At 60.2% G+C, this 15006-nt stretch carries 14 protein-coding genes; 4 read left to right on the forward strand and 10 right to left on the reverse strand.

Translation table 11 applies throughout. The annotated features are described in order from the left end of the window. Positions 1-4: 4 nt before the first annotated feature. A complete protein-coding gene (locus K0F88_RS21780) occupies positions 5-997 on the reverse strand; it encodes a diaminopimelate epimerase (RefSeq protein ID WP_094468213.1) in 993 nt (330 codons plus the stop codon). Between the two features lie 45 nt (positions 998-1042). Next, complete coding sequence (locus K0F88_RS21785) at positions 1043-1822, reverse strand: helix-turn-helix domain-containing protein (protein WP_094468214.1); 780 nt, start codon at positions 1820-1822, stop codon at positions 1043-1045. A 91-nt stretch (positions 1823-1913) separates the two neighbouring features. Between K0F88_RS21785 and K0F88_RS21790 the strand changes: the two genes are divergently transcribed. The 3 genes from K0F88_RS21790 (at position 1914) to K0F88_RS21800 (ending at position 5141) form a co-directional block, all read left to right on the forward strand. Further along, complete coding sequence (locus tag K0F88_RS21790) at positions 1914-2192, forward strand: hypothetical protein (RefSeq protein WP_094468215.1); 279 nt, start codon at positions 1914-1916, stop codon at positions 2190-2192. A gap of 112 nt (positions 2193-2304) precedes the next feature. Then, on the forward strand, positions 2305-3891 hold the full coding sequence (locus K0F88_RS21795; protein WP_219096501.1) for a glucan 1,4-alpha-maltotetraohydrolase domain-containing protein: 1587 nt from the start codon (positions 2305-2307) through the stop codon (positions 3889-3891). A 98-nt stretch (positions 3892-3989) separates the two neighbouring features. After that, the gene (locus tag K0F88_RS21800; RefSeq protein ID WP_219096502.1) at positions 3990-5141 is read left to right on the forward strand and encodes an MFS transporter; all 1152 of its coding nucleotides are present in this window, start codon (positions 3990-3992) and stop codon (positions 5139-5141) included. A 111-nt stretch (positions 5142-5252) separates the two neighbouring features. Here the strand turns inward: K0F88_RS21800 and K0F88_RS21805 are convergent, their stop codons facing one another. The 5 genes from K0F88_RS21805 to K0F88_RS21825 all read right to left on the reverse strand — a co-directional run bounded on the left by K0F88_RS21805 (position 5253) and on the right by K0F88_RS21825 (position 10988). Further along, positions 5253-7676, reverse strand: a complete 2424-nt coding sequence (locus K0F88_RS21805; protein WP_219096503.1) for a TonB-dependent receptor — start codon at positions 7674-7676, stop codon at positions 5253-5255. 108 nt (positions 7677-7784) lie between these two features. Then, entirely contained in the window at positions 7785-8759 is a 975-nt protein-coding gene (locus K0F88_RS21810) for a FecR family protein (protein ID WP_094468220.1), read from the reverse strand. A gap of 40 nt (positions 8760-8799) precedes the next feature. Continuing rightward, the gene (locus K0F88_RS21815) at positions 8800-9300 is read right to left on the reverse strand and encodes a sigma-70 family RNA polymerase sigma factor (RefSeq protein ID WP_219096504.1); all 501 of its coding nucleotides are present in this window, start codon (positions 9298-9300) and stop codon (positions 8800-8802) included. Positions 9301-9639: 339 nt separating this feature from the next. Then, positions 9640-10002, reverse strand: a complete 363-nt coding sequence (locus K0F88_RS21820; RefSeq protein WP_094468222.1) for a DUF6124 family protein — start codon at positions 10000-10002, stop codon at positions 9640-9642. Between the two features lie 425 nt (positions 10003-10427). Next, positions 10428-10988 carry a hypothetical protein gene (locus tag K0F88_RS21825; RefSeq protein WP_094468223.1) on the reverse strand — a complete coding sequence of 187 codons (561 nt, stop codon included), beginning with the start codon at positions 10986-10988 and terminating at the stop codon, positions 10428-10430. 180 nt (positions 10989-11168) lie between these two features. Between K0F88_RS21825 and K0F88_RS21830 the strand changes: the two genes are divergently transcribed. Further along, positions 11169-11381, forward strand: a complete 213-nt coding sequence (locus K0F88_RS21830) for a hypothetical protein (RefSeq protein ID WP_094468224.1) — start codon at positions 11169-11171, stop codon at positions 11379-11381. A gap of 158 nt (positions 11382-11539) precedes the next feature. Here the strand turns inward: K0F88_RS21830 and K0F88_RS21835 are convergent, their stop codons facing one another. Genes K0F88_RS21835 through K0F88_RS21845 form a run of 3 tightly spaced genes read right to left on the reverse strand, consistent with a single transcriptional unit; the run spans position 11540 to position 14982 of the window. Continuing rightward, positions 11540-12433: a LuxR C-terminal-related transcriptional regulator gene (locus K0F88_RS21835; RefSeq protein ID WP_094468225.1), complete on the reverse strand. Its 894-nt coding sequence runs from the start codon at positions 12431-12433 to the stop codon at positions 11540-11542. Continuing rightward, a complete protein-coding gene (locus K0F88_RS21840; protein WP_094468226.1) occupies positions 12430-13848 on the reverse strand; it encodes an aminotransferase in 1419 nt (472 codons plus the stop codon). The genes K0F88_RS21835 and K0F88_RS21840 overlap by 4 nt, the downstream gene beginning before the upstream one ends. 30 nt (positions 13849-13878) lie before the next feature. Next, positions 13879-14982 carry a polyamine ABC transporter substrate-binding protein gene (locus K0F88_RS21845; RefSeq protein WP_094468227.1) on the reverse strand — a complete coding sequence of 368 codons (1104 nt, stop codon included), beginning with the start codon at positions 14980-14982 and terminating at the stop codon, positions 13879-13881. Between the last annotated feature and the right edge of the window lie 24 nt (positions 14983-15006).

Here is a 15006-nt window from a genome sequence, read left to right on the forward strand (position 1 = left end):
CAATTCAACCCATCAACCGAGCCGTGCCAAATAACCTGACCCGACTCAATTCCCCTGCCAATTCCTCCAAAAAAACCGGCGCCGTGCCGCCCGGCATGACGACTTTCACCTCTCCCGCCGCCACCCAACCGACCCGCCACGCCGCACACGCCACCGCACTGGCGCTGGTGCCTGACGACGCCGTTGGCCCTTCCCCACGCTCAAACACCCGTGCCACCAAGCGCCCCTCGGATTCAAGCATCGCCCATTGCACATTCACCCCCGACGGACACGGCTGCCCGGCCCCGGCTGGCGCGGCATAGGCGATACGCATCAAGCCTTGGGCCAAGGGCGCTTCACGCATCCGCTCATTGCTCGGCAACGCGTCGGCATTCGTCAGCAGCGTCACGCAATGGGGATTGCCGATGCGCACAAACTGGCTACGGTTCCAGGCAGCATCAAGTGCCGACAACGGCTGCACAAGGCTCACTTCGCGAGCATTCAGCGTTACGCGCTCAACCTCATGCGCGCCCACCGCTTGCGGCCCGAACGAAGGTTTGCCCAGATCCAGCCAGAACCCTTGCACGCCGTCGACTTCAGCGGGTTTCACCGAGGTTTCCACCGGCGAGACCGCATCACGCTTGTCGTGATGAACCCGCAGCAGGCACGCCTGCTCCTTGGGCATCAATCCTTGCTCGCTGAGCGCCTGCGAAAATATTGTCAGCCCATTGCCACTGCGCTCGGCCAGGGTGCCGTCGGTATTGACGATCAACAGATCAAAGGGTGGCGAGGATTGAAACGGCCCTACCAACAGCCCGTCACAACGATGGTCTTTGCTGCCGGGCGGCTGGGTGCCGGGCGCCCAACTGCAGAATGCCTCGATGGCGGCCGATGCCCAGCGCTCGCGAATCTGCGCAGCGTCGCCGGCCTGGTCCGGCAAATCGATACCGCGACCGCGCACCTCGTCGGGCGGCACCACCGCGTAGATATTGCCTCGAGCATCGTAGAACGGCGTCATGGATCAGTCCTGAAGTCAGCCTGAAAAGAGCCTGTACTGTAGGCGTCAACGGCCTGCGATGAAATACCGCCCCGGCGTCACGCCAAACGTTCGCCGGAACATCGCAATGAATGCGCTGACATTGTCGTAGCCCAGTTCCAGGGCGATGGTGGTCACCGGTACGTCGGCGGCGAGCAACTCCAACGCCCGCAGCAAACGTGCGCGCTGGCGCCATTGGCTGAAGCTGAAGCCGGTTTCATCGACGAAGCGCCGGGCCAGGGTCCGGGCAGACAAACCGGCCCATTGCGCCCACTCGGTGAGCGAACGGTTGTCGGCGAGGTCGTCGGCCAGCGCCTGACTGATCCGCCGCAGACGCGGGTCGAGTGGCAGCGGCAGACCGAAGGGCTCGGCGGGTAGCGCGGCGACCTCATCCACAATCATTTGGGCGACCCGCTCCTGTCGCTGATCCAGCGGTCCCTCGCCCCAGGTCGCCGCCCGGTCGACAGCCTCACGAAGCAAACCCGAGGTCGCGATGATGCAGGGGTGTCCGGGCAATTCGCCACAGGCCGGCGCGGCCACATAGACACTCCAGCCGTGGAAGGGGCCATGGGAACGCAAGCCATGCACACTATCGGGTGGAATCCACACCGCATGGGTCGCCGGTACCACCCAGTGATGATCTGCCGCCTCCACCGTCAATAGCCCGCGCCGCGCGCCCAACAGTTGCCCGCGCGCATGCCGGTGGGGAGCGCTGGTGCGCTCGATGGGACTGTTCAGGACCGAGGCAATCACCAGCGGTCCCGCGTTGGATTGCGCCTGTTCAACAGATATCAGCGGTTTAGCCATTGGCAGTTTCACGTTATCGAATGACCCAGATAGCGCAGTTTAGCCATGAGCAACGGATTAGTCTGGGCACTCATTCACCGGAGTCTCAACCATGCGCGCCGAAGACCTGCTTCCCGACGATCTGAACCAAGGCCAATTCAATGGAACTGTTGTGCGCAAAGGCACGGTCGGGGCCTTTCTGATCAATGCCCGGATGCTGATCGATCCCCAGACACCCGAAGATCAACGCACGGCCGCGACGCAAGACATTCGCCAGGCGTTGCCGGCGCTTCGTGCCCTGGGTCTGTTCGAGTTGATGCAGGTACGCGACCCGCTGATTCGGGCACTGTGCGAGCACGAGCCGGGCGTTCCTCCAGTCACTCAGTTATAAATACAACGCCACTTATTGCGAACAAGTCTGCCAAACCTGTCAGTTATGACAGCAGACAAGCCTTCGCGCGCGGGCCAGAGTGAAGCTCCTGATTCGCGTTTGGAGGAACGTCATGAAACGGACTTCCCTGCTGCCCCTGCTGGTTGCCCTGGTACTCGGCGGAGTGGTCATCGCCGATCAAAAAGGCCCCGTTCGCAATGACTCAGGAGAAGACATCCTGCTGCAAGGCTTTCACTGGAACTCCAGTCGCAACGCTCCGGAGAAGTGGTATGCGGTGCTAACGCGTATGGCGGGTCAGGTCAGACAGGACGGGTTCACTGCCATTTGGATGCCGCCGCTCTGGCTGGATACTTCAAGTTGGGAGAACAGCAGCAACGGCACTTCTGGCGGAGGCGAAGGTTACTTCTGGCGCTCCTTCGAAAAAAACAGCCAATACGGCACCGATGAGCAACTCAAGCAGGCCGCCAAGGCCCTCAATGATGCAGGCGTAAAGGTCGTCTACGACGTCGTGCCTAACCACATGTCTGACATTAATAACGTCGAACCGCTGTTCCTCCGGGGCCGCAACGAATGGCGTCACGATTGCCCCACCTGCGATAAAGGTGACGCCTTCCTTGATGGCAAAGCCGATCTTAATACCGACAACCCGCGTGTGTTCGAAACCTTCAGCGCCGAATTCATCACGCTGCGCAACGATTACGGCGCCCAAGGCTTGCGCTTCGACTTCGTCAGAGGTTATGCACCGGAGAACGTTGATCGCTGGATGCGCACCTTCGGTGATCAACAGTTTTGTGTCGGTGAACTGTGGAAAGGCCCCGGTGAATACCCCACCGATGACTGGCGCAGCAAGGCCAGTTGGCAAGATGCACTCAAGGACTGGTCCGACCGATCCCGCTGCACCGTCTTCGACTTCGCCCTCAAGGAACGCATGCAAAACGGCTCGATCGCCGAATGGCGGCATGGGCTCAACGGCAATCCCGATCCGAACTGGCGCAAGATCGCGGTCACCTTCGTCGACAACCATGACACCGGTTACTCGCCGGGACGCTACGGGGGCCAACATCACTGGGCCTTGCCCGAAGAGCGGCGTAATCAGGCCTATGCCTACATCCTCAGCAGCCCCGGAACACCTTCCGTGTACTGGCCAGATATGTACGACTGGCAACGCGGTGACCTCATCCGCCAACTGATCAAATTCCGCAAGGAGGCCGGGATCAAGGCCGACTCACCGATCCGCTTTCAACCTCAATATTCCGGGTTGGTGGCGACCACGACGGGCGCCCGCAAAAGCCTGGTCATTGCTTTGGATTCGAACCTGACAAAGCTTCCCCCGGGGCTGAGCGATCCCGTGCTGAACCGGGATGACGGCAAAATCCGCATTTGGAGCATTGCGGCCGAACACCTGCCTGTCAGCGTCCGCTTCACGTGCGACTACGCCACGCCCCAGCCCGGCAAAACCGTTTATGCCGTGGGCTCGTCGCTGGAACTGGGGGCCTGGGATCCACGTCATGCCGTGGCATTGAACCGCAGCCCTGCGCAGAACCAATGGAGCGGTTCGATTGATGTGCCGGCGGATCAAGGCATCCAATGGAAATGCATCGAGCGCAATAACGACTCGTCGGACGCCGTGCGTTGGCAGCCGGGACCAAACGTCAGCTTCACCAGCGGCACCGAAAGCGAGACTCGAGGTACGTTTTAGATGGGCCGTGAGAAACCTTCAAGGTCGCGGGACGCTGCCTGATATGCAAGGATGTTGCCCTGCATTCTGTCAGCAACCTGCACCGCCAAGGATTTTTCATGACTGCCCTCAACACGCCTGCTCCCGTCATTCCCGGACGCCTGGAGCAGATGTCCACCCGCATCGCCTTTTTCATTGCCGGTCTTGGCATCGCCGCCTGGGCGCCGCTGGTGCCTTATGCCAAGGCACGCGCAGGGCTCGATGAGGGGACGCTCGGGTTGTTGCTGTTGTGCCTGGGGGTGGGCTCGATTCTGGCGATGCCGATGGCTGGCCTGCTCGCCACGCGTTTCGGCTGCCGTCGGGTGGCAACCGGGGGGACGTTGTTGATTTGTGCGGCGTTGCCGTTGTTGGCAACGGTGTCGTCGGTGCCGGCATTGATTGCCACGCTGTTCATGTTCGGCGCGGGCCTGGGCACGGTGGACTCGACGGTGAACCTGCAAGCGGTGATCGTCGAACGCGCCAGCGGCAAGAACATGATGTCGGGGTTTCACGGGATGTTCAGCCTCGGCGGGATTGTCGGTGCGGCGGGTGTCAGCGCCCTGCTCGGCTTGGGGCTGTCGCCGCTGGGGGCGATGCTGGTGGTGAATGTGTTGCTGATCGTGGCGTTGCTTAAAGCGGCGCCGCACCTGTTGCCTTATGGCAGCGAAAGCTCAGGACCGGCGTTTGCCGTGCCCCATGGCATCGTGCTGTTTATCGGTGGAATGTGTTTCATCGTGTTCCTGGCCGAAGGCGCGGCGCTCGACTGGAGCGCGGTGTTCCTGGCGCAGGAGCGCGGGATCGACACGGCGTATGCGGGGCTGGGTTATGCGGCGTTTGCGCTGACCATGACCGCCGGAAGACTGACCGGGGACCGAATTGTCCGGCGCCTGGGCGCGACACGGGTGATGGTGTTCGGCGGCCTGACGGCGGCGGCAGGTTTGGCATTGGCAACGTTTGCGCCGGCCTGGGAGGCGGCGCTGGTCGGGTATGCGTTATTGGGTGCGGGCTGCTCGAACATCGTGCCGGTGCTGTACACCGCGGTCGGGAAACAGACGGTCATGCCTGAGCACATTGCAGTGCCGGCGATTACCACATTGGGCTACGCGGGAATTCTCGCGGGCCCGGCAGTGATCGGCTTTATCGCCCATGGCAGCAGCTTGAGTTTCGCCTTCGGGTTGATGGCGGTGTTGCTGGTGGCGGTGGCCATTGGCGGCAGAGTGTTGAAGGTCTAAAAGCATCGCGGGCAAGCCCGCTCCCACAGGGATCGTCAGTGAACACAGATTCTGTGTACGCCAGCTATCATGTGGGAGCGGGCTTGCCCGCGATGAAGGCGACTCGGTCTATCAGAACCCGACGCTGGCCTGCACAAAGAACGTGCGCGGTGCTCCGACGTACATCCCCGAGTTGTTGTCGCTGGAGCGGGTGAAGTACTGCTTGTCAAAGACGTTCTTCACCCCGGCCCCGAGCTTCAGATTCGACAGTTGCGCGCCGAAGTCATACCCACCGCGCACGTTCCAGGTCACGTAACCCGGAATGTCGCCGTACTGACCATCGGCGGTGCCTTCGGTGATGTAGTTGTTGGTGAAGCTGCCATCGGCGTTCACCGCAACACCCGGTGAGCGCTGCTTGGACTGGGCAAACGCGTCGAGGTTATAGGTCCAGCGGTTGATGTCGTAACGCAGGCCGGCGGTCGCCACCTGGCGCGAATAGAACGGCAGGTCACGGCCCTTGAAGCCTGGAATTTCACCTTCATACACGGCGCGGGTGTAGGTGAACCCGGCGTTGGCGGTCAGGCCGTCGAGCCGTGGATCGAGTGCCGCCATGTTGTAGTGCACCGATGCCTCGATGCCCTGGTGCGTGGTCGCGCCGAGGTTGGTCCAGCCCGCGTCGTTGCTGATGTATTGCAACTCTTTATCGAAGTCGATGTAAAACGCCGTCAACTCGCCGCCCCACACCTCATTGTTGTAGCGCGTGCCGACCTCATAGGTCTTGGCCTTTTCCGGCTCCAGGCCATTGGCGGTTTCATCCCCCGTGCCACCCTGACCCAGCTGGAAATACTGCAGACTGCCGAACGAGGTTTCGTAGTTGGCGAACAGCTTCCACTCTTCCGACAGGTGATACATCACGCTCAGGGCCGGTAGCGGCTCGTTGCTTTCGATGCTGCGGTTTTTCTCCGGTACACGTCTGCCGGCGGTGTCGAGCACGGCGCGGTCGTGCCAGTCGGTGCTGATGTGTTCGAAGCGGATGCCGGGCGTAATCGTCCAGTTACCGACGTCGATCTTGTTGTCGACGTACACCGAGTTGGCTTCAGTGCCGCCGGTACGATCCTGGTACACATGGCCGTCCGAACCGGGACGGATCACCGGCTCGTTGTTGACCAGCGCCAGGCGGCTCGCCTGCTCGTGCATGCCCTCCTTGAGGTAGCGATAACCGACACTGACTTCCTGGGTGGTCGGGCCGACGTCGAACACACGGGACACCCGCGGTTCGATGCCGAAGGTGTAATACGTGCGCGGGAACGAGCCCAGGGTTCTCTGATCGCGAGCGGCGATGTTGCTGCCACGGAAGCTGTCGGTGTAGTACGTCAGCACTTCGGCCTGGGTGCGGTCGTCGAGCTGCCGCGTCCACTTGAACGAGACATCCTTGCGGCGCCCGCTGAAGTTGTCGTTATTGCGGTCGGACTGAAACGGATTGGCGTCGTACTGCGCCTGGGTCAGACCGCCGGGCATGTCAGCGCTGGCGTCGTAGTAGTGAAAATTGAGGCTGAAATCGTCGACATCGGTGGGCGCCCAGTGCGTCTTGAGCATCACGTCGTCGATGTCATTGCCGTTGTTGCGCTCGCGGTAACCGTTGCCGTTCACGCCGGAATACAACAGCGCCATGCCGATGCCGTTGTCGGCGGTGCCGCCGAGAAATGCGGTGTCGATGTGCTTCCAGCCGCCGTGCTGGGAGGTTTCCAGGGTGGTGCCGATTTCACCGGTGGCTTTTTCCGGGATCGCACGCGTCACGAAGTTGATCACGCCACCAACGTTCTGCGGTCCATAACGCACGGAACCGGCGCCGCGCACCACGTCGATGCTGTCGAGGTTGCCGGAGGAAATCGGTGCCATGGACAGTTGCGGCTGGCCGTAGGGCGCGAAGGCTGCTGGTATGCCGTCGATCAGCACGGTGGAACGTGGCGACAGGCGCGAAGTCAGGCCGCGCACGCCGACGTTCAGGGAAATGTCGCTGCCGCCGGTGCCGTTGGCGTCCTGCACTTGCACGCCAGGCACGCGCTTCAACACGTCGCCGACGTTCATGGCGCCCTGCTCGACCATCGCTTCGCGGCGGATCACGGTACGTGCGCCGGGATGGTTCTGCACCACCGCAGCGTCGGCATCGCCGAGCCAGTCGCCGAGCACTTTGATGTCGGTCATGCCCAGTTCGATCGGGCCGGCCGTTGCGGAAGTCGGCGCTGGCGTCAGGGTCACCGAGCCTTGATCGATCTGGTATTGCAGGCCGCTGCCTTGCAGCAATTGGCGCAAGGCCTGTTCCGGCGAGAGGTCGCCGTCGACGGCTGGCGCCTGTTTGCCGGCCACCAGATCAGGACTGAAGAAAACCTGCAGCGACGTTTGCTGACCCAGCTCACTCAAGGCCTGGCCCAACGGCTGCGCGGGAATATGAATGCCGTCGGCGGCGAATGCCTGGGGAAGCGCGGCACTGACGGCCAGGGCGAGGGCGAGCCGCAGCCAGCGTGAATTGTTGTTTTTAGCGGTGGTTTTCTTCACGTCGAACATTGTCCTGTAGATCGCAAGAGTGTGCGGCTGTTAATGCAAACCAGTTGCAGTTGGACAAGAAGACGAAGAACTCAAAAAAAACCTGAATCGGTTTGGAAATTAATTGGAAATTATTTCCTGACTGCCATCATCGAGGGTCCGCACGGCCACCGGCAGAATGCTCGGCAAGGCCTTGAGCAGCGCGTCGGTATTGTCGGATTTGAACACGCTGGTCAGGCGCAGATTGCCCACTTTGTCGTTGCCGACCGTCAGTGGCTTCTCGCGGTAGCGCGAGACTTCTGCGGCGACCTCGCTGAGGCTGGCGTTGTTGAACACCAGTTTGCCGCTGCGCCACGCGGTCAGTTCTGCCGGATTGACTGCGTATGCGGCAGCAACCATGCCCTTGGCATCGACGCGAGTGCCGAGGCCTGCGGTGAGGCTGATGACATCCGGTCCCTGGCCCTGAACCTTGACCGTGCCCTGCTCCACCGCAACCCGGGTTTCCGTGAGATCGCGACGCACATCGAAGCGCGTGCCGGTGACCGTCACCTTGCCGCTGCCCGCCTCGACTACAAACGGGCGGCTTGTATCGTGTTCGACGCTGAACATGGCTTCGCCTTCGGTCAACTCGATGCCACGACGGTCCTTTTCATAGCGCACCTTAATGCGGCTGCGGCTGTTCAAGTCGATCACCGAGCCGTCGGGCAACGCCACATGACGGCGCTCGCCCAACGCCGTGGAATATTCGGCGGTATAAATCGCCGGGTGATTCAAGCCGCTGAACAGCCCCAACCCGAGCGCCATGGCCAGCACACTGGCCGCCACCGCGTAACGCACCAGCGGCTGGCGTTTACGCCGGGCCGGCGGAGTTTCGCACAGGGCTTGCAGACGCTTGGCGGGCAGCAGATCGGCCGCCGTCCACAGGCCCTGAAGCAGTTGAAATTCGTCGCGATGCTGAGGGTGTTCAGCCAGCCAGGCTTCGAAACGCCGGTATTCCTCGACGTCCACAGCCGGTTCCTGCAGACGCACAAACCACCGCGCCGCGTCGTCGCGAACCGTTGTTTGCCCGCACGCACAAGCACGAGTATCCGTCATGGAAGTTCCTGTCTGGCTGGGGATGAGAAGGCGCGGCCGATCATGGGTGCTGTCCGTCGAGGCGGTCGCGCAGATGCCGCAAGGTGCGGATCATATACTTTTCCACCATGTTCTTGGACAGTCCCAGGCGTTCGGCGATTTCCGACTGGGTCAGGCCTTCGATCTTCTGCCAGACAAACACCTTGCGGCAGTTGACCGGCAGCTCGGTGAGCGCCCGCTCGATGGAATCAGCCAACTGGATCGCATGCATGAAATGCTCCGGGTCGCCGGACGACGACGCACTGTGATCAACCGCCTCCGACTCCATGGCACCCCGCCGGTCCTCACGCCGATAACCATCCACCGCGATATTGCGCGCTGTCTGGTGCAAATACGCCCGGGGTTGCTCCACCGCCGACGAATCGGACTCAAGCACCCGCACGAAGGTGTCGTGGGCCAGATCCTCAGCCTGCTGACGATTTCTCAGGCGACGGGTCCAGGTGCCAACCAACTCTTCGTAATGCTCGAAAAAGCCGTGTCTGCGGGGCAACTTGGGGGTCATTGCGGTGTGCTGTGGAGACGGGGCGTGAATAGTAATGCTTCCTATTAAGGGGAAGCAATGGATTCCACATCGTCGGGGTTGCCGTTAGTCAGTCAAGCCAACAGCCCCCGTTGCAGGGGCCGTCGCAAACCTCTGGATCAGTGCGCGATGCAACAAGCCGAAGACGGGCGTCAGGTGGTGGGGAGTTTTCGGATTTAAGGGTGATGGTGCCTGGTCTATCGCCATCGCGGGCAAGCCACGCTCCCACAGGTTTTGTGGCGTTCACTTATTTTGTGATCACCTCAAATCCTGTGGGAGCGTGGCTTGCCCGCGAAGAACGATAACGCGGTATTAAGGTGATTACTTCGGCACTTCGACGTTATCCATCATCCGGTTCACCGCCAGTTCCGCCTGCATGATGATCTGCTGGATACCCAGCGCCGTATGCCGATGCGGTCCTTCCAGGTAGGCCGCGAAATCGGCAGTCATGACGCTGGCCGAGGCCAGTGATTCGCAGGTGTGTGCCAGCAGGTCTTCGTCTTTGATGTCCGGTGCGATCATGAACATGGTGCTCGGTTTTCGAATGACCGGGATTTTGAGGGCTGCGGGGTTGAGGTAATGGTCGAGGGCGCGTTCGGCGGCTTCGTGGAGCTTTTTGGAATCGAGTGATTCGTAGGGGGATGCCGGATCAGTGTCTGGCGGGTTTGGAGTTATTTTGCACATATTTATTCGTTCCTGAATGGGCAGCCTCGCCTCGCTACTAATACGAGGGGTGGCGGCTGTACGCAGGTTAGTAGACCGGGGAACGAATAGAAGACCGGCGCGCCCGAGGGCGCCCTACGCACAGCCACCATCAGGTGCAGGCATGGAAATACCTGTCTGACAGACGCCTGTCGCATTATTCGAACCTCGAGCTACTAAACCCGTTCACTGGGAATCAGTGACGGGGATCAAGTTACCGAGGGCGTCCAAAGCGCACAAGCCGGCGGATTCTGGCGTAGTCGTAGGCAACGGCGCAAGGCGTTGTAGCTTTCAGGAAGTATCCTTAAACGCCTTTAAACATGTACTCCGAACAGGCACCGCCATCGCGAGCAGACTCGCTCCCACAGTTGACCTAGTTGTCCGGACGAACGCTGTTGCCGGTGATGTCACCAGAAGCAGTAAACCAGGGCCACGGCAGCGGCAATACCAAACGCTCCCAACGCCTTTGCCGGCAAGTATCCGGTCAATCGTTGCAAGGACGCGTCCGACAGCACCGCGTAGTCATCGCGGTGGCGCATGGTCGCCCTGTAGGTGTATCGAAAGCCAATCAACAAAAACAGCAAGATCATGCCGAAGGCTAAACCGCGAGTGATCGCCGGCTTGATCAAAGGCGCAGGGGTATCTTCCAGGCAAGCGGCGCTATCAACTTCCACGACCGTGATTCGCCCGAAATCGGTGGCGGGTCGCCGTTCACCTTTAAGGATCGACGCCTGCTGTTCCAGATCCAGCGCCTGATATTTCCAGAGCGTCGATGATCCTTCACGGCAGTAGGTGAACGCTGCAGGGTTGGAGGCGGCGATAATACATGCGTCATTGATGCCGATTTTTTTCAGGGTCTCGACAGCCGGTCGTGTGAAGTCCAGGTCGAGGACAGGAATAATCCCGGTGGCAGACGTCACCGTCGAAACCAACAGGCTCCCGATAGCGCAGAGGGCTGAAATTTTCAAGGTTGAATGCCCCTTGTTTCGCAATATTTTTGTTGTTTGAGCGCGGCTGCAACATGCCTTCCGAAGTCTAGAATTCTAGTTGAACCTCGATGATCTGCGACGAGTTGACCCTCAATATTGGCCGAAAAAAACCTGACTCCCGGCCATGCAAACGCCTGCAACTAATTTCAGAGTGCATGGATGACGATTGAGAAATTCAACGAAGACCTGCGCCAGGCCCGCCTGGAACTGACCGCCGCAACGGCGGCGGTCATGGAACTGGTTCGTTCGGGCAAGGCGTTCGGGGATGAATGGGACGCTGCGGTCGCGAGAGAGCGCAAAGCCTTTCAGAAAATGCATTGGGTGCTGGATAGCCCCTTGGCGCCCCGGGTAGATAAAAAGTCAGATCCTTAGTGTCTCGAAGACCCGGCTAATTGCCCATCCCGCCTTATATCGCGATGCCTTGTGGGAGCGGGCTTGCCCGCGATGAGGGAGTGCCAGTCGACATCTATGTTGCCTGACACACCGCTATCGCGGGCCCGCTCCCACAGGTATCTGGTCTGGCGGTTGGATCAGTGCTTGCGTAACCACTCGATAAACAGCGCAAACAGTTCCGACTGTGACCCGATGTTCAACTTCAGATAAAGATTCTTACGGTGCATGCGCACCGTCTCAGGCGATATGCTCATCTGGCTGGCCGTGGATTTCACGGAGTGCCCGCGCAGCACCATGTGCGCCACTTCCCGTTCGCGTTCGGTCAGCAAGTCGCAGCCAAAGTTTTCGAAGGCCGACTGCACGCGTTGCTTGAGATCATCACGCACGCCCTCGTTGACAGCGCTGAGCTGTAAGCCCCGGCGGCTGAACTCGCTGATGAATTCGCGCACCAGCGGCTCAACCGCCCGCAGCAGGTTCAGCTGTTCAAGCCGCAGACTTTCCCCGCCGAAGCCTTGAAACAGGCTCACCGACACCTGGGTGTCATGGCCGGTATCGACAATGTAAAAACTGTCTTCCGAACTGCCGGCCTTCAGGTAGTAAGTCTTGTAATACTCGCTGTCGAAGAAGTTGTCCGGGGCAATGTCCTCCAGGTGATAAAACCCTTCGGCCAGCCCCTGCTCCACCGCCAGGCAAAACGGGTCGAGCAGGTAGCCCCCGGAAAAATAGCGGTCGATGATCGACTCCCGGTATTTTTCCGGGATGCCACGCTGATACAACAATTGTGGCGGGCGGTCCTTGTGTTCCAGGCTGATCATCACCGATTCGATGGACACCAGATGCCCGAAGGCCGACGCCAAAAAGCTCAGCGCGTCGGGCTCATCGATGTGGGCGAAGGCCTGGCGCAGGTCGCCGTGCCATTTATGCAGGGCGCCGAAGGTCAAGGCGATCAATGTGTCATCGTTTGGTTTGCTCATGCCCCGCAGTCTAGCGGGTGAACCGGCCCCGGGTAACCGCAGATTCGCCGACCTCATTGGCCGAAATACAGGCCGTTCTGCTCAAGTTCGCCCGCCACTTCAAGAATGCACACCCGCAGGGTCTCGACGATTTCATCCACCTGGGCGCATGACAGGATCAGCGGCGGCGACATGACATTGAGGTGCATGATCGGCCGCACCAACAGCCCTCGGGCCTGCGCCCGCGAGTGAATCATCTCGCCGATGTTGATCTCGTCGGCAAACAACGCCTTCGTGCGTTTATCGGCGACGAATTCCACGCAGGCCATGAATTTCTGGCAGCGCACATCGCCCACCAGCGGCAAGTCGCTGAGTGTGGCCAGACGCTGTTCCAGATACGCGCCGACGACGTCGACATGTTCCAGCAGGTTTTCCCGCTCAATGATTTCAATGTTCTTCAACGCCGCCGTGCAGCAGACCGGGTGGCCGCTGTAGGTGAAGCCGTGGGTGAAGCAACGGCCCTTGCCGGGCTCGGCGATCACCTTCCAGATGCGCTCGGAAAAAATGCACGCGCCCAACGGCAGATAGGCCGATGTCAGCCCCTTGGCCGTGGTGATGATGTCCGGCTGAACATCGAACACATCCAGGGAGGCGAAGAACTTGCCCAACCGCCCGAACGACGTCACCACTTCATCGGCGACAAACAGAATGTCGTAGCGCTGGCAGACTTCCCACATGCGTTTCAGGTAGCCCTTGGGCGGAATGATCACGCCGCCGGAGCCCATGATCGGCTCGGCAAAAAAGCCTGCAACCTTGTCCGCACCGATGGACAGAATCTTGTCTTCGAACTCCTTGATCAGAAACTCGAGAAACTGCGCCTCGTCCATGCCGTCCGGCGCCCGATAAGGATTGGGGTTGGAGACGTGGTGAATCTTGTCGTTGGCGTAATCGAATTCCGGCACGCGGTCGGCGGCCTTGTTGCCGATCGACATGGTCAGGGTGGTGGAGCCGTGATACGCGTTGAAACGGGCGATGACGTGCTTCTTTTCCGGTTTGCCGCGGCAGTTCTGATAGTACTGAATCAACCGGTACGCGGTGTCCACGGCGGTGGAGCCGCCGGTGGTCAGGAACACGTGATCGAGATCGCCGGGGGCGAGGCTGGCGAGTTTCTCGCACAACTGGATGGCGACGTTGTTGGACATGTCGGAAAACGGGTTCGAGTACGCCAGTTGACGGACCTGGTCGGCAATCGCCAGTGCCATTTCTTCTCGGCCCAGACCGATATTCGTACACCACATACCGCCCACCGCATCGAGAAAGCGGTTGCCCTGGGTGTCGTAAATATAAGCGCCATCACCCGCCACAATGTTCAGCGCGCCCTGCTCGGCGTGTTCGTCGAACATGTGATAGCCGTGCATGTAGTGGGCTTTATCGGCTTTGAGCAAATGAGCGTTATCGACGCTCGACAGCACTTTCTGAGTTGGAGTAGCCATACACAAACCTCAAACCAAAGGGGTAAACAATCAAATCCCGCTCTTCACCGTGCTCCAGACGCGGGTCATGGCACGCATCTCTTTTGCATCCTGGGTTTTCTGCGGAAACAGGCGCTGGCGGGTTTCGTCATCGGGATAAATCGCCGGGTTGTTGCGCACATCGGCGTGCACTAATGGCGTGGCCGCCGCGTTGCTGTTGGCGTAGTGAATGAAGTCCGTCACATCGGCCATGACTTGTGGCTGCATCAAGTAATCGAGGAACTTGTGGGCGTTGGCCACGTGGGGCGCATCGGCGGGGATGTACAGGTTGTCGAACCAGATCAGCGAACCTTCCTTGGGAATGAAATAGGCCAGTTTGATCTTCAATTTGGCCTCTTCGGCGCGGGCCATGGCGGTCGCGTAGTCGCCGGACCAGGTCATGGCCATGCACACATCGCCATTGGGCAGGCTGGTCAGGTAGTTGACCGAGTCGAACTTGCGGATGTACGGCCTGACCGACAGCAGCAGATCCTGGGCGGCCTTGAGATCCTCCGGCGCGGCGCTTCGCGGGTCGCGCCCCAGGTACTTCAGCGCCAGTGGAATGACTTCAGTGGGCGCATCGACCAGGGTCACGCCGCAATCGGCGAAGCGTGAGACGATTTTCGGGTCGAAGATCATCGCCAACGAGCCAATCGGCGCGTCCGGCATGCGCTCCCTGATTTTGTCGACGTTGTACGTGATGCCATTGCTGCCCCAGGTATAGGGTGCCGAGTACAGCGTGCCGGCATCGAATCCCTGCAAGTCCTGCAAGACTTTCGGGTCCAGGTTGGCCCAGCCCGGCAGCAACTTTTTATCGAGCGGCTGGAACACTTTGGCTTTGATCAGCGGTGGCGCGAGGGAGGCATTCAACACCACCAGGTCATAACCGGAGTGGCCAGTGAGCAACTTGGCCTGGACCGTTTCATAGGCATCAAAGGTGTCGTAGATCACCCGGATGCCAGTGGCTTTCTGAAAGTCGGCAATGGTTTTTTCGCCGATGTAATCCGCCCAGTTATACAGCCGCAGTGTGTGGCTATCGTCCACTTCGGCGCCGTGGACGCCTGCCGACAGCGGCACAATCAACGCACCAAGCATCACCAAGAAGGCCTTGCGCATAGCAAATTCACCTTATCAAGCGAG

Source organism: Pseudomonas sp. UMAB-40 (genome assembly GCF_900095275.1).
GTDB classification, from domain to species: Bacteria; Pseudomonadota; Gammaproteobacteria; order Pseudomonadales; family Pseudomonadaceae; genus Aquipseudomonas; species Aquipseudomonas mandelii_B.